The following is a 20,573-nucleotide window of genomic DNA, read 5'->3' as shown; positions in this document are numbered from 1 at the left end:
ATGGTTTATATTCTTTACGATTATGCGGGTAATTGAGAGGAGCTAGAAAGCGTTATGCAACATTTTTATCAAAGTGTGTATGATTTAATTGTAGAAACATCCACGAATCTTCCTGGTGATGTTCGTCGTGCGGTACAGGCTGCACAAATTAAAGAGGACAATGGTACGCGTTCTGCGTTGTCGTTATCCCGAATTGCCGATAACATTCATATGGCGGAAACGAATGTATCCCCGATTTGCCAGGATACAGGAATGCCAACGTTTATTATACACTGTCCAGTTGGGGCAAACCAAATTGTGATGAAGAAACATATTCTTGAAGCTGTTGCGAACGCAACGAAAGCTTCCAAACTTCGGACGAATTCCGTAGATTCGCTTACGGGTGCTAATAGCGGGGATAACCTCGGACCAGGAACACCCGTTATTCATTTTGAGCAATGGGAACGCGATGATGTGGAAGTGAAGCTCATTCTCAAAGGCGGCGGCTGCGAGAACAAAAATATTCAATATAGCCTCCMAGCTGATCTAGAAGGTGTAGGCAAAGCAGGTCGTGACCTCGACGGGATTCGCAAATGTGTTATGCACGCGGTGTATCAAGCACAAGGTCAAGGTTGCAGCGCAGGCTTTATCGGTGTTGGTATCGGCGGCGACCGGACAAGCGGTTATGAGCTGGCGAAGCATCAATTGTTCCGTCGTGTAGACGATGTGAACCCGCATCCGGACCTTCGTAAAGTTGAAGAATACGTTATGGAACATGCGAACACGCTAGGTATTGGTACGATGGGTTTTGGAGGTCAAGTGACTTTGCTTGGTTGTAAAGTTGGCGTCATGAATCGTTTACCAGCTAGTTTCTTCGTGTCCGTAGCTTATAACTGCTGGGCTTTCCGTCGCCAAGGCGTTATTTTGAATGCGGAAACAGGTGAAATTAACGGCTGGTCCTACCCAAGAGGCGAAGAAGTGTCTTTCAAGGAGGCTTTCGAAGCAAGTCTTGAGGAAGCTAAAAATACACCACAAGAAGAGCGTCGCGAAATCGTGTTGACGACGCCAATTTCGGAAGAGCAAATTCGCAGCTTGAAAGTTGGTGACGTCGTTGTTATAAATGGGACGATGCACACTGGACGCGATGCCCTGCACAAATATTTGATGGATCACGATGCACCAATCGATCTGAATGGCGCTGCTATTTATCACTGCGGTCCGGTTATGGCCAAGGATGATGCGGGTGAGTGGCATGTGAAGGCGGCTGGACCGACAACGAGTATTCGTGAGGAGCCTTACCAAGGCGATATTATTAAAAAGTTCGGTATTCGCGCGGTGATTGGTAAAGGCGGCATGGGGCCGAAAACGCTAGCGGCGTTGAAAGATCACGGCGGTGTATACTTGAATGCCATCGGTGGTGCTGCACAGTACTACGCACAATGCTTCAAAAAGGTTGAAGGTGTTGATTATATGGAATTCGGTATTCCAGAAGCGATGTGGCACTTGGAAACAGAAGGCTTCGCTGCGATCGTGACGATGGATTCACACGGCAACAGTCTACATGCAGATGTAGAGAAGAACTCGTTAGAAAAACTGGCAGCTCTCAAAGAGCCCGTTTTCAAATAAGTAATTCCTTGTGATTAGTGTTACTTTGACCTTTACAAAAAAAATACTGGATTAGCTGTAGAAATTAGGGTTACTATTTAGAGTAGCCCTTTTTCTATATGTTATAGACGATATCGGCACACAACCCTGTTGGAGGTTCATGCATCCATGACGAAATTTCGTGCAAAGTTAACCCTGATTTTAATCTTATTAATCGGATGCTCGATGTTAATTGCTGGTATTTTCATGGCAAAGGTTCTCGAGAGTTCGCATGTGAATTCATTAAAAGAAAATATGGAGCGAGAGCTTCATGTGATTGCTTCTAGTGGTGTATGGGATTATCAGGGAACGGACGCTGAGTTGATTAAGTATTATACGGCGCAGGCCCATCGGCTCAAAGACGCAACAACGGAGCGATTGACGTATGTACGTGCTGACGGCAAAGTTCTCGGTGACTCTGACCAACAGCCAGAGCAGATGGACAATCATTTAACAAGACCGGAAATCGCGGCAGCCGCGAAGGATGGAATTGGATATATGACACGGTATAGTGACACGCTAAAGGAGAACATGYTGTATGCGGCTATTCCGGTAAAAAATGAAGCCAAAGTGACAATGGGGTATTTACGCATTTCATTGAGCTTAGCCCAAGTAGATAAATCCATCCGCAGTCTCTGGTATTTCCTTATTTCAGGACTAGCGATCCTCTTCGTCATTGCGGGTATTGTCAGCTATCGCATTGCCAAAGGGATTACACGCCCGATCGAGCGAATGACGAAAGTCGCGCAGCAAATCACGAATTTGAATTATGAATCCCGTGTTCCTTCTTATCGGAATGATGAGGTGGGGCAGCTAGGGCAAGCGATTAATCGAATGTCCGAAAGCCTGCAAGGGCAAATGGCGCGCATCCAAGAAAATGAACGCAGATTGCAAGGCGTCATGGAAAATATGATGAGCGGGATCATGATGATTGACCGCGAAGAGCGGATTATGCTGCTCAATCCTTCGGCAGAAGCTATTCTGGGCTTCTCTTCTCAAGAGCTTTTAGGGAAGAAATACAATGAAGCGAAGCAGCAATATGATTTTACCAAGATGATTCAAGAGTGCATTGAGCTTCAGGAACCGATTTCGGACGAGATGATGTTCTATTACCCAGCTGAGCGTATCTTGGATATTCATTTGAGTCCTATCGCACATGAGGATGAAGAATGGTCAGGCGTGCTAATCGTGCTCCACGATATCACGGCAGTTCGCAGACTAGAGCGAATGCGCAGTGAATTCGTGGCGAATGTCTCCCATGAGCTGAAAACGCCGATTGCGGCAGTTAAAGGCTTTGCAGAGACGCTGCTGGCAGGTGCGTTGAACGATAAGGAAACGGCGGTATCGTTTCTGCAAATCATTTTTGATGAGAGTGAACGGTTGAACCGATTGATTGGGGATATTCTGGAGCTTTCGAAGATTGAATCGAAGCGGATTCCGATGAATTTCTCTCCTGTTTATTTACCTGAATTTGTAGATAGATCGCTTAGCGTATTACGAAAAGAAGCCGAGAAGAAGCATATCGAGCTCAGCATGACGGTTGAGGATGATATGTATATTGAAGCGGATGAGGATCGGTTGCGACAAATCATTATCAATTTGCTGTCCAATGGCATTGCCTATACGCAAGATGGCGGGAAAGTTAAGCTTCGTGTAGAACCACTGGAAACCAATGCTGACGGGGATTATGAGCGACTGCGCATTATTGTTTCGGATACGGGGATGGGGATACCGAAGAAGGATTTACCGCGAATTTTTGAACGATTTTATCGGGTGGATAAAGCAAGATCCCGAAGCTCAGGCGGTACAGGGTTGGGGTTATCTATCGTTAAGCATCTAGTGGAAATGCACAAAGGAACGATTCGTGTTGAAAGTGAAGTAGGTGTAGGCACCAAATTTATTATTGAATTGCCTGTGATTCATTAAAATAGGTCAATAATAAGTTGCGGATTTACACCGCGATGACGAAGGCTTTACAATGCCTTTACATTTGTGTGATACACTGGGGTTGTGCAATGTTAATAAACTGTAAATGCGGGGGATCCCATGGCACAAAAGATACTAGTAATTGAAGATGAACCGACATTGGCTCGGTTGTTATCTTATAATCTTTCGCAGGAAGCCTATGATACGAAGGTGATTGATCATGGTGGAGATGGCCTGCAGGAGGCGCTTCAGCAGTCGTATGATTTGATTATTTTGGATATTATGCTGCCAGGACTTAGTGGCTTTGAGGTATTAGCTAAGCTTAGGCAGAAAGGAAATCGAACGCCTGTCATTATCCTAACGGCTCGCAACGCAGAAGATGAAGTCGTGCAAGGCTTGAAGCATGGGGCTGATGATTATATCACGAAGCCATTTGGGGTGGCCGAGCTGCTTGCGCGTGTGGCTGCTGTCTTGCGGCGTACACAATCGGATGAAGCGGCTGCGGATATCGCCAAGTCGAATGAGAAAGTCATTCAGGCGGGTGAGCTTCGTATTTATCCAGAGAAATATGAAGTTGTGCTGGGTGGCGAGTCGATTCCGTTACGTCCGAAGGAGTTCGAGGTTCTGTTGTATCTGGTTCAGCGGCCAGGTGTCGTTGTTACGCGAGATGATCTCATGAATATCGTGTGGGGCTTCGACTATATCGGGGGCCAGCGTACGGTTGATGTGCATGTGAGCTCTCTGCGCAAGAAGCTGGAAATGAATCAGCAATCGGTTCAGATTGATTCGATACGCGGCGTGGGGTACAAGCTTGTAGCCACGATGATTAAAAAGTAAGTAGCATGGATGCTGATTAGTCAGTGGCCGTGCTTTTTTTCTGTACAGAGGGCTTGATGGGATACTCGCGCTACATATAGCGAATAAATGGATTTTCTACGGTTAATTCATGGCGATTTCGTCTGGAATGAGGAATAAATGGATTTCATACAGTTAATTTTGGCTGATGATGCTGATATGAACAAAATGTCGATAATTACCTACATGTTTTCCATCTAAATCGCTTTTTCGAGGATTTCTCTTCGTAATAGCTGTAATTTTTCCAGTTAAGTGCTGTGTGTGGGCTGGGATATCGTGTTTTATGTAATGAGATAACACAATTGCATACAATATTCGCAAAATCGGGAATTTTATTAACGGGGGTATTGGGTATAATTAGTGTATACATAATAGTACTGTCATTATCAGAACTTGCAGGATCATTATAGAGGAGGAACATCATGTCAACGACGTATCGGATCGCGATTATTGGGTGTGGAGGGATTGCCAATGGCAAACACATGCCTAGTCTAAGCAAATTGGACAATGTAGAAATGGTAGCATTCTGCGATATCATTTCGGAGAAAGCGCAGGAAGCAGCTGCGAAGTATGGTAAGGGAGAAGCTCGCGTGTATGAAGATTATCGTGAGGTGTTGAAAGATAGCTCCATCGATATCGTACATGTGTGTACGCCGAATGATTCCCACGCGGAAATTACGATTGCTGCTTTGGAAGCAGGCAAGCACGTTATGTCAGAGAAGCCTATGGCGAAAACAGCTTCTGACGCAAGACGCATGGTGGAAGCAGCTAAACGTACTGGCAAAAAGCTAACAGTCGGCTACAACAATCGCTTCCGTGGCGATAGCCAACATTTATATAAAATTTGTTCCGAAGGCGAGCTTGGCGAGATTTATTTCGCGAAGGCACATGCGATTCGTCGCCGCGCAGTACCTACATGGGGCGTATTCCTGGATGAAGAGAAACAAGGCGGAGGCCCGTTGATCGATATCGGAACGCATGCCTTAGATTTGACGTTGTGGATGATGAACAACTACGAGCCTGCGGTTGTATTGGGGACTTCCTATCACAAGCTATCTGGGCGTGAGAACGCGGCGAATGCTTGGGGCCCTTGGGATCCAGCTAAGTTTACGGTGGAGGATTCCGCATTTGGCATGATTACGATGAAAAATGGTGCAACGATTATTCTTGAATCGAGCTGGGCGTTGAATACGCTTGAAGTCGATGAAGCGAAATGTACACTTTCTGGGACAGAAGGCGGCGCTGATATGAAAGGCGGCCTTCGTATTAACGGTGAGAAGCACAGTCGTTTGTTCACGACAGAAGTGGAATTGCAAGCGGGCGGAGTCGCTTTTTATGATGGAAAGGCAGAAGTTGCCTCAGATCTAGAAATGAGATTATGGATTCAGGCGATAGAGAATGACACCGATCCCGTTGTTACACCAGAGCAAGCTTGTGTGGTATCTGAGATTTTGGAAGCTATTTATGAGTCTGCGAAAACAGGTAAAGCTGTATATTTCGACTAGTCTCATTCCTAATCCCCCCATGCCTGGGAAATAGTTAATGACATGAAAAATCCCTTCTTCCGATAGCGGTTATCGGTTGGAGGGATTTTTTGTTGATTTTCGATGTTCGCCAGGCGTCGTGCCGGTGCGTTGTTTGAATATTTTAGAAAAATGATGCAAATCAGCAAAGCCACAATAATCGGAGATGGATTCAAGACTGAGCTCTGTATTAGTAAGTAATTCCTTGGCATGGTGAATACGCATCTGCAATAAGTATTGGTGAGGCGAAGTGCCGTAACGTTGCTTGAAGAGGAAACTGAACCTAGAAACAGATAAATTGGCGCGATCTGCCATATCCTGAACAGAAAGGGGATCACTCAAATGATGAGAGAAGTAAGAGGTGATCCAGTTTAGGGATGGCGTTGGTGAAGGAGCCTCGCGTTGATAGGGTTCCAATAGAGTTAGGATGATTTCTAGCATGACTTGCTGAGCTCTTAATTGGGTAAGCGGATTAGGCATATGGACAAGTTCTATGGTTTGCAGCAGTTTTTCTTTGAGTAGAATAGGGTTCTGTGGCTGAACGTGTACGGGAACTCGAATCTTGAACAGATCTTGAAGGGTTGGCTGCATCAGATGGCTGTAGGCAGAAAGATCAATTTGACCAGGGCGGGTGGGAAAGCTGTCTTCTCGTTCAGGATTATAGGCGATATCAAAGTGGAGAAAAGGCGTGACGGTGTTCGTTAGTCCTTCTAAGGAAAGCAGGCTGCCCGGTTGAACGAGGCAGAATTGACCAGTGTAAAACATATATTTCTGATGATCAACCCGGAAGCAGCAAGTACCTTCTTGGATGTAGACTAGTAAATAGTCAAGTAGTCTGCGCTCTGGATAGTTCCATGGTTTGCGAACGGCATAGTCACATTCTCTGATGTAAGGGACAATTGGCGGAGAATCCAGAAATGGTTGCAGCAAGGAAGACCCCTTTCATAAAATTCACAAGTATATTTCGGTTTGTAGGTGGTTGTACACTACTCTCTTATTTTAGTTCAGGAGGAGTGTTGAAATCCAGTTGTTTAATATCTATGAACCGATAATCTCCGATTTGGTGAAAACGTTGAACAACCAAGATAAACCGCTTGATCAACGTGATACGTATGGGAAGGCGTTTTTCCAAATTGTGAATTTATGTGTGAAAAGGTATCTGCCATTCAACGATATTCACCACAATTCAAAGAAAATACAATAGCCATATTGCCCGCAATACCTTAAAATAAGGAAACGGTACTGTTTTAAAAAGTGAATTGGAAGCGCATACAATTGGAGGGGATGCCGATGGGGGCTATGGCCAAATTTAAGAACAGCTATCTCGTCCGACTTCTAGTGTCTTACATTTTATTAGCCGTTGTGATTATCGGATTATTTGGGGGTATCCTCTATACGAGAGCTAACCAAATGATGGTCAAAGAAATGTCGCAAAGCAGCAACAGGAGCTTGGAAAGCATTCGAGATTTTACGGAGAAAGAATTCCTGCCCAAATTTGTTGACACCTATAAAACGATGGCTACGGTCATGCCAGAGATGTTGAAGGAAATTGCCTATTTGATCGATTATCCTTATCGGGATAACAGCTATATCATCCCTACATTTAACCAGCATCTAAAGCTGGCTTCTTTAGCCAATCCGGGCACGAAGAATATCACATTTTATTTTCTCAAGGACGACATTATTATTGATACCAACTATTTCTACGAGTCACCTGTCCGTTCCCCGGATMTTCCGTTTATCGAAGGCATTCAGAATATCCCGGTACATCAATGGTTTTTCCGGATGTCTGGCGTGGACAACGAGCTAGAGGCAAAGCAGCACCGCGTGCTGACCTATGTCTCTACACTTCCGCAGCGGTCGGTCGGGGACCAGATTAAAGGGTATATGTACGTGGACGTCGATCTGGCTTATCTGGATAATACTTTGCAGAATATACTGGCTCCACAGTTGGAGACACTGACAGTCCTCAGACCAGACCGGCAACTGCTGCTTGGCAGGCTTCCGAACGATGAAGCGGCCCTGCAGGCGACATTAAATTATTCACAAGAAACGACATCTGGTTTCGAAGTCAAGGAGGGCAAGGATTATCGGGAAGTCGTTTCATATTCGCCGCAATCGTATTCAACCGTTGGGTGGACGTACATAGTCAAGAAGCCGATGAATGCCTTTCTGCTGTCGGCAAATTCATTCAAGCGAGATATCATACAGGGCTGCATTGCACTTCTTGTTTTGGGTATACTCATTTCTTTGATTATCTCGCAAAGGTTCTATTTGCCGGTGAAGAAGATTGTTGCTTACATCCGCAAACAACATGGGCAAATGCTATTTCAAACGAATAACGAGTATACGATGATCGATAGCGTGCTGCATACGCTGGATCGAAACCTGGTTTATCAAATGAAAACGAGGAGGCTCTACGACCTTCTCAACGGAAATCCGTACAAAACAACAGGAGTCCGGCTGCTTCCTTCGGATGCAATCTGCATGGTAGCTGTAGTTCGGATGGAACATGGCTACAGTGAGGAGTTCAAGCGCTGTTATGAATGGTGGCCGAAGGCATTTTCATGTGACTATGACATCTTGAATGCCAATGATTTGGCTTTCCTGCTCTATGTACGGAACGAGGAATTGAGCAGCATTGCCCAAGTGCAGGCGCATTTTGCCGACTTCAAATCGGTGATTAACGACGAGCTAACATTTAGTGTAGGGATCGGTCACGTTGTCAGTGCGGAAGAGGGCATCCACCAATCCTATAAACAAGCTTTGCATGCGTTGAAATATACATTTTTGTTTGGTGGCAGCCACATCATTACGTATGAGGAAATTGCCGAGCGCCAAAGCTTGCAGGACAAAATTCCTTATGATCAGTATCAGAATGCGCTGCGAGCTGCGGATACTGAGGCGCTTGAGCGGTTCATGGCTGAATTCGCGGGCGCTATCAATCGGGTGCCGCTTCAGGTGGAAGTGGTGGAATTCGAGCTGATGCAGCTCATTTCCCGGTTGTCGCATGTGATCATCGATCTGAATTTGCACGAAGTCGCCATTTCCAGCTCAGACCTGCTTGATAATTTCCGTAAAACCACGATAGACGAAACGCTTGATTGGCTGCAAAGCATCAATCTCCGCATTGCCGAGTACTTGCGTTCGCGTACGATTAATCCGCATGCAGCGGTCATTCACCGGCTGAAGGCATTTATTGATGAGCATCTGGACGAGGACATTTCCCTAGATACGTTATCACGGCAAGCTTCGTTGTCACCTTCCTACGTTTCGTCGTTATTCGGTGACATATTGTCGGTGTCCTTCTCTGAATATTTGACAAATGCCCGGATCGAGAGAGCAGCGGAGCTGCTTATCGGAGGAACGAGGTCAGTTACAGATATTTCAACTGCGGTCGGGTATCGTAACATCCAGTATTTTTGCCGTAAATTCAAGGAAATGTATGGTGTAACTCCGACGCAATATCGCAATTCACGAGGTGACGCTGCCGTATTACTGGCAACTAAAGCATAAGGATATATCATTAGAAACAAGTGTGCCTAGGAATGGACTTTCGTTCCGCAGTGCACTTGTTTTTTTCGTCAGAAAGGCTGAAACCGKGGTGCATTATCTTTGTGAGTCGTTCATTCGAGAAATTATAAAGCGGTTTCAAAGAATGTAACCACAATTCAATAATATTGCAATTGTTGCAAGGGTTTTTTTTAGATACGATGCGAGTGTGATTATACTTTTGGGAAAAGGGGTTGAACAAAATGACTAGATTAAGAAAATGGTCTGCGAGATTATCACTTATTTTGACTGTCAGCGTCTTTGCCGGCTGTACATCGAGCCCGGCGGAAACCACTCCGAAGGGAGAGCCTACAGCATCTACGCCCGTAACGAAGGAAAGTCCGATGGAAATCTCATGGGCGGGCCTGTATCCTCCGAATGACAACAATTCAAAAGTACAGCAATATTTGGAGAAAAAGTTTAACGTGAAATTCAAGAACATGAAGTTTGACCGTTCCAATTGGGCCAGTCAATTTAATGTGAAAATAGCTGCGGGGGAGATTCCTGATTTCTTTATTTATGAAGGAGGCTTAACTGTACAAACCTTGCAAAAACAGGGTGTGCTGGCCGAAATTAAGATCGAAGAGATCCAGAAATACATGCCGAAGTATACGAAATCCGTATTGGAGCTTGAACCCACGATTTGGACGGTCGGCAATGTCGAAGGTAAGAATTATGGTATTCCGCAAACCTTTCCTCCCGGTGCTACGCCATTCCTGCCGGCCTATAACGGCAAATGGCTGAAAGCTATTGGCTACAATGAACCGCCAAAAACGATTAAGGAATTTGAGGATGTTATGTATAAGTTCCGCAATAATGATCCAGATGGTAACGGGAAGAAGGATACGTATGGATTGAGCGCGAGAGGGAAGGACCAGAACGGCTTCTATTTCTTTAATTCCGTCTTCGGTGCATTCGGAGTCAATCCCTATCAATGGAATCCTGACAAGAACGGAAATTTGCAGTTCGGCATGATCACGGAAGAGTCGAGGCAAGCCTTTAAGTTGCTCAGCAAGTGGTATAAGGACGGGGTGATCGATCCGGAATTTGTGACGGAAGACGAACCTAAACGGAGACAAAACTGGGTTAACGGTCGTTACGGCTATCTCGACGGAGGCTTATGGTATCACTACTTACCGGGTATCGGAGCCTACAGCGCGGATTTTAAAATCAAAAATCCGGATTCCGACGTAGTTGTCGGACCGATTCTATCCGGCCCTAATGGACCGGGAGTTGGTTTGGCACAGGGGGTCAAGCAGCAGCCTTTCTCCATGGGGATTCAGGTGGAGAAGGACGAGAAGAAACGAATCAAGATCCTGCAAATATTGGAAGCGCTCAGTACGGATGACGAAGTTTATTTGTATGCTTCCTACGGTGAAAAAGGTGTGGATTGGGATATGAAAAATGGCGTCCCTGCGATGATCAATCCCGATTACAACGATGCTGCCAAACTTGGCGCATCCATAGGCGGCGGTTTTTTCTATTCGTTCTTCAAAACCAAATCTCCATTGATGGATAAGTATTCGTACAGCCAAGCAGAATTGGATTTGCGGGAGAAATGGACGAAGGGGCACAAAATTACAGTTAATCAATATCCACCTGATACGAAGACAAAGACGGAGCATCCGAACCTTGGTAAAATGCAGAGTGAATTTTTCCTCAAATTCATCCTCGGACAGGTCGATTTGGATAAAGGCTTCGATGATTTCGTCATGCAATGGAAAAAAGAAGGCGGCGACGATACGACTGAAGCCGCTAATATTGCCTACAAGGCAATGAAGAAGTAGTAACGAATTAGGTTATGCGGTTGCCGAATCGTTATATAGGCCATCCTTCGGCAGCCTTCTCTTATTACTATGATGTAAAGGATGTGACCACGTTGGTGTCAACTACTGCAACAAATCCGGACACACCTTTAACCAAGGGCAAAGCTAACCGAAACCGGCATCCGGTTTGGAATCAATACAAGAAATGTTCGTATTTGTTCCTCATGCTGCTTCCGGTTCTCATTTGGTACGTCATTTTCTGCTATGTCCCGATGTACGGCATCGTCCTCGCATTCAAAGACTTTAAGCCGGTACTCGGCATTTTCGATAGTCCATGGGTCGGATTTAAAAATTTCGAGCTGCTATGGGATCCGTACAGCGGATTTGTCCCGGCGGTTAAAAATACGCTCATTATTAGTTTTTATCACATTGTCTTCGGTTTTCCGGCTCCGATCATTTTGGCGTTGTTATTTAACGAACTGAGGCTCCAAGTATTCAAGAGGGTTGCGCAAACGATTTCGTATCTCCCGCATTTTTTTTCATGGGTCGTCATGGCAGGCTTGTTGAATGTTATTCTTTCTCCGTCTACGGGAGCGGTCAATGTGATTATTCAGTGGATCGGCTTCGACCCCATCTATTTTCTCGGCGACAAAGAATGGTTCCGTTTCACACTGATTATTTCCGGCATTTGGAAGGAGGTAGGGTGGGGAACGATTATATACTTGGCCGCGCTCGCTTCCGTAGATCCGCATTTGTATGAAGCTGCCGTGATGGATGGAGCTAGCCGTTGGAAGCAAATTTGGTACATTACGCTGCCGTCGCTGCTTCCTGTCATTTCGCTTCTGTTTATTTTGAGGATCGGTCATTTGCTGGATGGCGGCTTCGATCAAATTTTCAATTTGTACAATCCTGCGGTTACCGAGGTTTCGGATATTATTGACACGTTTGTCTATCGGGCAGGTTTGACTTCTATGCAATACAGCTTCGCTACAACGGTAGGTTTATTTAAAAATGTTATCGCTTTCATGCTAATTTTAATAACGAATTATGTCATAAAGAAATCCGGTCAGGAAGGGTTAATCTAGCAATTCCCCGGTAGGGAGGGAGGTTATGTAATGTTAAGCAAAATGACTGTAGGCGAGAGGCTGTTTCAGCTCGTTCTCATCGCGTTCATCTCCCTGATGTGCGCGGCTATGATGTATCCGTTTATTCACGTATTGGCACTCTCGCTTAGTTCGTATGAGGAATCGCTGCGCCCAGGTATTCATTTGTACCCGCGCGGATGGTCGCTTGATGCCTACAAACGTACTTTTGCATCGGGAGACATCTTTATTGCCATGGGCAACTCCGTATTCCGAACGGTGCTCGGAACGGCTTTATCCATCTTTGCGATGGCTCTTGGGGCTTATCCTTTATMGAAAAAATACCTTCCGCACCGGGCTTTCTATACGACGTTCATCGTGTTCACGATGTTTTTCAGCGGCGGACTCATACCTTCTTATTTGCTGATCAAAGCACTCGGATTGATGGATTCCAGATGGGTCCTGATCATTCCTACGTTATTCAGCACGTTCACGATGTTCATTATGCGCAACTTTTTCATGAGCATTCCGGCGGAATTAGAGGAATCAGCGCGAATGGATGGTGCGAACGATGTTCGCATTCTGCTTACGATTATTATGCCATTGTCGAAGCCGATACTCGCAACGGTGGCGTTGTGGACGGCAGTTGCTCACTGGAACGCATGGTTCGATGCCCTAATCTATATAAGCGACCATTATAAAATGGTGCTGCAGCTGTATCTGCGCAAATTGATCATCGAAAACCAGGAACAGGCGATGCAAACCATCATGCTGCAGGCGACTGGGGACTCCCGGCCAACTCCGGAGACCATTAAGGCTGCCGTATTGATGATTKCCACGGTACCGATCGTTATCGTCTACCCTTTTCTACAAAAATATTTCGTCAAGGGCATCATGGTCGGTTCCTTGAAAGGGTGATCTGGTCAAGAGCTGAGGACAGGAGATGTGAGCTATGCATAAAGACAGCAACCGAACGTTTTACGTCGCACTTGATGGGAGTGACAGTAATCCGGGAACACAGGAAGAGCCGCTATCCACGCTGGAAGGGGCGAGAAATGCGATCCGTCAGATGATCAACGAGTCGGGATTGCCAGCTGACGGGGTTATCGTCTATATGCGCGAAGGCGCTTACCGGCTCACCGAGACGTTCCGTCTGGAGGCACAGGATTCGGGCACAGTTGATCGGCCGATTGTGTATACGTCGTTTCCCGGTGAGGAGGTACGTTTCGTCGGTGGAGTTGACCTCCCGGCAAACAAGTTCGGCCCGGTGACAGAATCGGCGATTTGCGACCGTCTCCAGGAGCGGGCACGCGACCATGTTTTGCAAATTGATTTGAAAGCGTTAGGAATTACCGATTACGGGAAAATCGCGCCAGGCGGCTTCCGTATATCGAAAGACGTCACGGAGGCAACGCCGGAGCTTTTTTTTGCCGGGAAAACGATGATGCTTGCGCGTTACCCGAATGACAACTACGTCAAAATTGCCGGGGTCATCGACCCGGGCGGCAACCCGCGCGAATTTGAATTGGATGAAGCTAAGATGGCGGAGGAAAACGTCAAAGGCGCAAAGTTCGAGTATGCTGATCCGCGGCCGGGAACTTGGCTCAACACCGGTGATGTGTGGATGTATGGCTATTGGTACTGGGATTGGGCCGACGGTAATTTACGCATCCAGTCGATCGACATAGCCAATAAGCGCATTCTGACGAAAACGGCAAGCTTTTATTCGATTCGCTCCGGTCAGCGGTACTTTTACTACAACGTGTTGGAAGAGCTCGACGCACCGGGTGAATGGTATTTGGATCGGAATACTGGCATTCTCTATCTGTATCCGCCATCTCCTATTACTGAGGGCAGCGTTCAGCTTTCCTTATTGAAAGATCCGATGGTACATCTGGATGGCGTATCCCATGTCAGCTTCACTAAGCTAACGTTCGAGGTTAGTCGTGGCAGCGGAATTCACATCGTGGGTGGCTCGCATAATGTGATTGCTGGGTGCACAATGCGGCGATTGGCCGGCTTTGCCGTTATTGTAGGTGAAAACACAACAACTGGGACGAATGCAGGGACGCATCATGGCATCGTCAGCTGCAACATATGTGATACCGGAATCGGCGGAATAAGCCTGGGCGGCGGTGACCGACAAACGTTGACACCTGGCGGAAACTACGCCCGGAACAACGACATTTCCAACTATAGCCGGTTGAAACTGACCTACAGCGCGGCCGTACAGCTGAATGGAGTCGGCAATATTGCGGCTAATAATTACGTCCACGATGCGCCTCATGTCGGCATACTAATTTACGGAAACGATCATGTAGTGGAGTATAACGATATTTACAACGTCTTAATGGAAACGGGTGATGCTGGTGCCATCTACATGGGCCGCGATTGGACGGAACAAGGCAATGTGATCCGCTACAATTACATCCATAAGATTTATAACGACGCGTCGGAGCTGCATATCGGCATTTATCTTGACGACATGGCTTCAGGTACGACGATCTACGGAAATATTTTGCATGATATTGATTTGGCTGTGATGATCGGCGGCGGTCGGAACAATGAGATGGTGAATAACCTGATCCTCAACTGCCAAAGATCGCTGCAGTTGGATGATAGGGCCATGCCCGACTGTTGGGCTGCCTATCATATGGAGGAAGGGCAGGTTATGCAGCGGCGGCTGCAGGCGATGCCTTATAACGAAGAGTCGTGGCGCACCAAGTATCCGAGTTTGCTTACAATCTGGCAGGACGCCCCGGGTTCTCCGAAGTATAACAACATTTCACGAAATGTGCTTAGTCGAACCGGAACGACCTCCTATGGTCAACAATCGCTTCATGAAGATACGATGGCGATCGTCCCTACGGCAAGGGAGTTCGGTACGATTGAACACAATTGGGTAACGGATACGGATTTGCTTTTTGCCGATGAAAAGAGCGGCAACTTTTCTTTACAGGACGATTCACCGGTTTTCCGCGAGGTACCCGGATTTGAGGCAATACCGTTCGAGCGAATTGGGTTGTACAGAGATGAATATCGCAGGAAGGGGGAGCGTCTATGACGGAACAAACGTCGAAAGTATGGATGGAAGAGGCTTGGCAGCGGGTGGCCGCCAAGGTCGGACGTACGAGCGTACGCATAGGCGACAGCTTTCCATATGTATCGATCGATGGGAGATACAATGCGGAACCATGCGACTGGTGGACGAACGGTTTTTGGCCGGGACTGCTGTGGCTTCTGTACCGAGAAACCGGGGAAGCGCGTTTACAAGCTTTGGCCGAATCGTGTGAGGCGAAGCTCGATGAACCGCTGCAAGGTTACGAGCAGCTGCATCACGACGTCGGTTTCATGTGGAGTTTATCGGCGGTCGCCAACTACAAACTGACCGGCAATACTTTGTCGAAACGGCGTGCCTTGACAGCAGCCAGCCATTTGATGGGACGTTACAATGCTCGGGGACACTTTCTGCGTGCTTGGAACGGGGGTGACCAGCAGGGGTGGGCGATCATCGACTGCATGATGAACCTGCCGCTGCTTTATTGGGCGAGCGAGACGACGCAGGATCCACGGTTTCGCCACGTAGCGGTGGAGCACGCGAATATGGCGCTCAAGGAGTTTGTCCGCGAGGACGGCTCCGTCTATCATATCGTCTGCTTCGATCCAGAAACGGGTGAGCGGCACGAGGCAAGAGGAGGGCAGGGATATGCCGCGGATTCCGCCTGGTCCCGAGGTACAGCTTGGGCAATTTACGGCTTCACACTTAGCTGCAAGTATACGGGTGACCTGCAGTATTTGCAGGCGGCTAAGAAGATAGCACATTATTTTCTTGCCAATCTTGCCGAAGACTGTGTCCCGAACTGGGATTTCCGTGCTCCTCTCGAGGAAAACATGGCCAAAGATTCAACGGCATCAGCCTGTGCGGCAAGCGGACTTCTGGAGCTGAGCCGGCTTGTGCCCGCAGCCGAGGCAAAGCTGTATGCGTCGGCCGGTGCTAAGATTGTTCAAACGCTGTACGAGAGGTACGGCGCATGGGACTGTGATGACGAGGAGGCGTTAATCGTCATGGGTACGGCCAATCGACCGCGTCAGACTTATGTGAACGTGCCGATCATTTACGGCGATTATTTTTTCACCGAAGCGCTACTGAAGCTGCGCGAACGGACGGAATTGTTCTGGTGACGGGTGCTGGAGCACCAATGATAATCGATACGCATGTTCATTTATGGCGCCCGGAACGGGGCGATTATGGTTGGTTGAAGCCAGAAAACCCTGTCCTGTACCGTGATTATTTACCGCAGCATGTGCAGCCGGAGCTTGCTCGAAACGGCGTAACTGCCGTTGTGGCCGTACAAGCGGCCGCAACAGTTGCGGAGACCGAATACTTGCTGGCGCTGGGGGATCATTTCGGATGGATCGCCGGTGTCGTCGGCTGGTTGGACGTCGCTTCAGGCGATTTCGTCAAACAGTATGAACGATTGCGACGCAACCCGCGATTTGTCGGCATCCGCGTGAACGGCAGCACTTTCGCAGCCATACAGGAGGGGGAGCCGCTCAGCCAACTGAGCCGCAATTTGCGGCACATGGCCGACGACGGCTTCCCTGTCGACCTGCTCCTGCGTCTGGGCGAGATGCCTTCCGTCATCAAGCTGCTTCGCGAGGTGCCGCACCTAAAAGCGGCGGTGAACCACTTGGGAGTTCCTCCTGTGCTGGATCAATCGCCGAAGGATTGCGAGGCGTGGAACAGCCTGATGCTAGAGCTGGCCGAGTATGCTGGCGTCGTCTGCAAGCTGTCGGGCATGATTACGCAATCGCGCGGATACGATGTCCGCCTGTGGCGTCCATACATTGAACAGCTCGTGGCGGCGTTCGGGCCGCAGCGTCTCCTGTTCGGCAGCGATTGGCCGGTTTGCTTGCAAGCCGGCGGATACGACGAGGTCATGCGGTTGTTTCACGAGGTGCTACGTGGACTTCTGGACGAATCCGCTTTGGCGAGAATTTGCGGTGATAACGCTGTGTCCTTTTACCAGCTTCAGGCTGTCGGTTTGTCTGGTCTTGGAGGTGATTTCAAATGAACATATCGTTGAAACGTTCTTTATATATGTCGCAATTGAAACAGGGGACGCTCGAATCATTTCGGAAGTTCTTGCAATCCGATGCCCCGGCGTTTGTGGTCCGGATGCGGAAACGGAACTTCATCGCATTTTCCCTGTTTAGTTGGGAGCATCAGCTTTTTCTATATACGGAAGCGTCATCCGAAGACTGGGAATTTCAATGGCCCGAGGCATACACAGCGTGGTTGGAAACATGGCCGGACTGGTCGGGTTATGCCAGAGCACGCAATCTAGTGCCGCTGATGGACGTTTTCCACGACAATCGGCCTGACGATACAGCGAGCTGGCGAGGTGTTCACTCTCCGCAGCAAAGGATTGGCAAGCTGGCCAGGTTGAAGCCAGAGATGTACAGCAGCTATGTTTTTTACCACTTTCAGAAGCAGGAAGAGGAGCCGGGAAGCTTTAATGATCGTTATATCATTGGCGCTTACGAAAATTTACTTTTCTCATATCATGAGCTTCCCGCGATTGTCAGCGAGGCTCCTACAGGTTTGCTGCAAACGAATAATTCCCCTGAGGATTGGCATGGCGTTATGCACCCGCATTTTGACCCTTGGACCGACACGGAGGAAGAAGGAGAAAAGTTATGGCGGAGCCTGGAAGAACTGCTCAGTTTCTAATTACTTGAACATCACAAGGAGTGAATCATACAAATGAAAATTATTGACGTCAGAGCATACGGTATCCAAACGCCCGTAACAACCCCGTTTAACTGGCGTAAAGGACTGCCGGGGTCAGGGGCCGTTCGAGAGCAGGGGATTCTGCGCATCATTACCGACGAGGGCATCGAAGGCATTGCCGTGACGCAGCGTGCCGGAATGACGGTCGATTACGTGCAGCGAAGATTGAAGGGGATGCTGATCGGCAAAGACCCGCTGCTCAAAGAGAAGCTCTGGCACGAACTTTGGGAAATGGATCGATTGGAGGAATTTCAGATCATGTACATGGGGCTGGTCGACATGGCGCTCTGGGACATCACAGCGAAAAAAGCCGGCATGCCGCTGTACCAGCTCATTGGCGGAAACAGCGACCGTGTGCAGGCGTATGCCTCCACCGTCACTTATGATACAACGGAACAATTCCTTCAAGTCGCGGATGCCTGTATCGAACGCGGTTATCGAGCGATCAAGCTTCACGCTTGGGGCGATGCACGTAAAGATGCAAAGCTTTGTCAGGATTTGCGCAATCACGTCGGTGAGGAGATCATCCTCATGTACGACGGATCTGCCGGCTTCAACCTGCAAGAGGCGATTTACCTCGGCAAGGCGTTGGAGGAAGCGGATTACCACTGGTACGAAGAACCGATGCGCGAGTTCAGCATATGGAACTACAAGAAGCTGTGTGACGAGCTAACGATTCCTATACTTGCGGCAGAAACGTCCGATGGCTGCCATTATAACGCTGCGGATTTTATTGTGCAGGGTGCTTGCGATATGATCCGCACGGGTACGCTGCTGAAGGGAGGCATCACGGGTTCGCTGCGTATCGCACATCTGGCCGACAGCTTCGGCATGCAAGCCGAAATTCATGGCGGCGATCAAGCGAACGTGCAGTTGGCCTGCGGCATTCCGAACAATTCGTTCTTCGAGGTGCTCGTTTGGGGAACAGGGGATTCAATAGGTTTTGGTTATCCAGATGTGGATAGGGACGGTTACATTTCGGCCCCGCAAGGACCTGGCATCGGCTACACATTCGATTGGGAAGAAATAGAGCGAAAAGCCAATGTTCAGTGCTGACCGCGACCTTGGGGAAAATAAGGACTTTTAGTGGGAGGGAGTCACATGTCAAATCATCCAGATAAATCAAGGTTAGACCATGAGGAGTTTCTATCGACCTCTTTTTCGGATATCAAGGTGGGACAATTTCTGCGACCACAGGACACAGCTAAGCTCCTCAAAGAACTCGTTTGGAACTGCTTCGAACTATCCAGATTGGCATTTGGTTGGATGCCTTCCTTGGAGGACTACGAGTTAAAAATTCAACTGGGCCGCTTTGGTTATTTACATGCCATGCATGCCAAGCAATTAAGCGAGCGTATCGCGGAACTTCCAGATAAGTTGGGGTTCAAGGAGAGATCACCTCAAGCCTTAAGAGAGCTGTATGAACGTGGATCACTTGCGCCAAATTCAGAAACGTTTTTCTATAGTTATTTCATTTTTGTCCGGAATCTGTACGACCGAATAGAGGAATTATCCCTTCGTTTAGACACCATTTTGGATGCGCCTACTATGGATGTCCTTGACCTTTTACTTATAAAAAAGCAAGAGCTCTTAACTACGTTGCGAAAACAATTTCAATTTGTTCCATCTGAAAGCGATCAACGACGGCAAATATTCCAAGACTGGAAATTGTATGTGTCGAATCTTTGGCATGCCTATTCAAGTAGGCAGGTATGGCCTCCTGCGCCGGGTGCTCCGCCAGCAGGACCAGTACCAGCGGAAGGCAAACTCGATCCGAGGTTCCCGCACTATTCGCACAAGCCAGATCAATACAAGAAAGCTTATTCCGATCCAGGAATGTCTCCTCTTCAGGACAGCATTCAGCAGATGCATTATATTAACGCTACTGAAATGTCTGCTGCGGAAAGTTTAAGTTATTTATACTACGCAGTACAGAACATGCCTCTTGCATTTTACTTTGACTTAGCTCGTCATTTGTGGGATGAGACCAGACATTTTGCGATGGGGGTAAGAAGGCTTTTTCAGCTTGGTTATTCATTGGATCAGTTTCAATTTTTCAAAAGCGGTCCTGGCAAACAGGTTGAGGATAGCTGGTACGCGGATATGTATGCCAGTCTAACGATGGTTGCGGAGCCATGCTCATTTATCAAAAAGCGTAAAGCAGCGGAAGCTTTCTGGGAGTTTGGAGATGCGCTCTCTGCTATCCATTGTGAATTTGATATGGTGGATGAACGTATGCATGTCGATTTTGGAAAAAGATGGGGCCCTGAGCTTTTCAAAACATTAAAGAATGATCTCATTACCGCGCAAAAGCTTTCGGAGAGAGCTAGATTAATCCGCTTGGAATATCTGGATGTCCCGCTGGAGGAACGTCAGCAAATTGCCATGAACTTTCCGGCATTCTGCGGGTTTTCAACGGTTGAACTGTCTTATTCAAAATATTAATGGAAGC

At 47.7% G+C, this 20,573-nt stretch carries 16 protein-coding genes; 15 read left to right on the top strand and 1 reads right to left on the bottom strand.

Going from position 1 to position 20,573, the window contains the following annotated elements; all coding sequences use genetic code 11:
- The first annotated feature begins 54 nt into the window (after window positions 1-54).
- The 4 genes from AC1DLM_RS08810 to AC1DLM_RS08795 all read left to right on the top strand — a co-directional run bounded on the left by AC1DLM_RS08810 (window position 55) and on the right by AC1DLM_RS08795 (window position 5,909).
- Window positions 55-1,605, top strand: coding sequence for a fumarate hydratase (locus tag AC1DLM_RS08810; protein WP_477569756.1), 1,551 nt, complete (start codon window positions 55-57; stop codon window positions 1,603-1,605).
- 147 nt (window positions 1,606-1,752) lie between these two features.
- Window positions 1,753-3,549 carry a two-component system histidine kinase PnpS gene (pnpS, locus tag AC1DLM_RS08805; RefSeq protein WP_441989799.1) on the top strand — a complete coding sequence of 599 codons (1,797 nt, stop codon included), beginning with the start codon at window positions 1,753-1,755 and terminating at the stop codon, window positions 3,547-3,549.
- A 120-nt stretch (window positions 3,550-3,669) separates the two neighbouring features.
- Entirely contained in the window at window positions 3,670-4,386 is a 717-nt protein-coding gene (locus AC1DLM_RS08800) for a response regulator transcription factor (RefSeq protein WP_236286038.1), read from the top strand.
- Window positions 4,387-4,826: 440 nt separating this feature from the next.
- A complete protein-coding gene (locus AC1DLM_RS08795; RefSeq protein ID WP_441989798.1) occupies window positions 4,827-5,909 on the top strand; it encodes a Gfo/Idh/MocA family protein in 1,083 nt (360 codons plus the stop codon).
- 69 nt (window positions 5,910-5,978) lie between these two features.
- On the opposite strand, the gene AC1DLM_RS08790 is transcribed toward AC1DLM_RS08795, so the two are convergent.
- Window positions 5,979-6,857 (bottom strand): helix-turn-helix domain-containing protein, encoded by an 879-nt coding sequence (locus AC1DLM_RS08790; protein WP_441989797.1) that lies wholly within the window; start codon window positions 6,855-6,857, stop codon window positions 5,979-5,981.
- Window positions 6,858-6,954: 97 nt separating this feature from the next.
- Between AC1DLM_RS08790 and AC1DLM_RS08785 the strand changes: the two genes are divergently transcribed.
- From AC1DLM_RS08785 to AC1DLM_RS08735, 11 genes are all read left to right on the top strand, one after another.
- Entirely contained in the window at window positions 6,955-7,131 is a 177-nt protein-coding gene (locus AC1DLM_RS08785) for a hypothetical protein (RefSeq protein WP_441989796.1), read from the top strand.
- 86 nt (window positions 7,132-7,217) lie between these two features.
- On the top strand, window positions 7,218-9,443 hold the full coding sequence (locus AC1DLM_RS08780; protein ID WP_477569755.1) for a helix-turn-helix domain-containing protein: 2,226 nt from the start codon (window positions 7,218-7,220) through the stop codon (window positions 9,441-9,443).
- 239 nt (window positions 9,444-9,682) lie between these two features.
- Window positions 9,683-11,266 carry a type 2 periplasmic-binding domain-containing protein gene (locus tag AC1DLM_RS08775; RefSeq protein ID WP_477569754.1) on the top strand — a complete coding sequence of 528 codons (1,584 nt, stop codon included), beginning with the start codon at window positions 9,683-9,685 and terminating at the stop codon, window positions 11,264-11,266.
- A 95-nt stretch (window positions 11,267-11,361) separates the two neighbouring features.
- Complete coding sequence (locus AC1DLM_RS08770; protein ID WP_477569825.1) at window positions 11,362-12,330, top strand: ABC transporter permease; 969 nt, start codon at window positions 11,362-11,364, stop codon at window positions 12,328-12,330.
- Between the two features lie 30 nt (window positions 12,331-12,360).
- Window positions 12,361-13,245 (top strand): carbohydrate ABC transporter permease, encoded by an 885-nt coding sequence (locus AC1DLM_RS08765; RefSeq protein WP_477569753.1) that lies wholly within the window; start codon window positions 12,361-12,363, stop codon window positions 13,243-13,245.
- A gap of 34 nt (window positions 13,246-13,279) precedes the next feature.
- Window positions 13,280-15,391 (top strand): right-handed parallel beta-helix repeat-containing protein, encoded by a 2,112-nt coding sequence (locus AC1DLM_RS08760; protein WP_477569752.1) that lies wholly within the window; start codon window positions 13,280-13,282, stop codon window positions 15,389-15,391.
- The gene (locus AC1DLM_RS08755) at window positions 15,388-16,509 is read left to right on the top strand and encodes a glycoside hydrolase family 88 protein (RefSeq protein ID WP_441989790.1); all 1,122 of its coding nucleotides are present in this window, start codon (window positions 15,388-15,390) and stop codon (window positions 16,507-16,509) included. Before AC1DLM_RS08760 ends, AC1DLM_RS08755 begins: the two co-directional genes overlap by 4 nt.
- A 17-nt stretch (window positions 16,510-16,526) precedes the next feature.
- The gene (locus tag AC1DLM_RS08750) at window positions 16,527-17,402 is read left to right on the top strand and encodes an amidohydrolase family protein (protein ID WP_441989789.1); all 876 of its coding nucleotides are present in this window, start codon (window positions 16,527-16,529) and stop codon (window positions 17,400-17,402) included.
- A complete protein-coding gene (locus AC1DLM_RS08745; RefSeq protein WP_441989788.1) occupies window positions 17,399-18,061 on the top strand; it encodes a hypothetical protein in 663 nt (220 codons plus the stop codon). Before AC1DLM_RS08750 ends, AC1DLM_RS08745 begins: the two co-directional genes overlap by 4 nt.
- Before the next feature lie 33 nt (window positions 18,062-18,094).
- Window positions 18,095-19,177, top strand: coding sequence for an enolase C-terminal domain-like protein (locus AC1DLM_RS08740; protein WP_441989787.1), 1,083 nt, complete (start codon window positions 18,095-18,097; stop codon window positions 19,175-19,177).
- A 45-nt stretch (window positions 19,178-19,222) separates the two neighbouring features.
- Complete coding sequence (locus AC1DLM_RS08735; protein WP_477569751.1) at window positions 19,223-20,566, top strand: DUF455 family protein; 1,344 nt, start codon at window positions 19,223-19,225, stop codon at window positions 20,564-20,566.
- Window positions 20,567-20,573 lie beyond the last annotated feature (7 nt).

Source organism: Paenibacillus sp. 01T442 (genome assembly GCF_056398345.1).
This window is presented reverse-complemented; position numbering and strand designations above follow the sequence as displayed.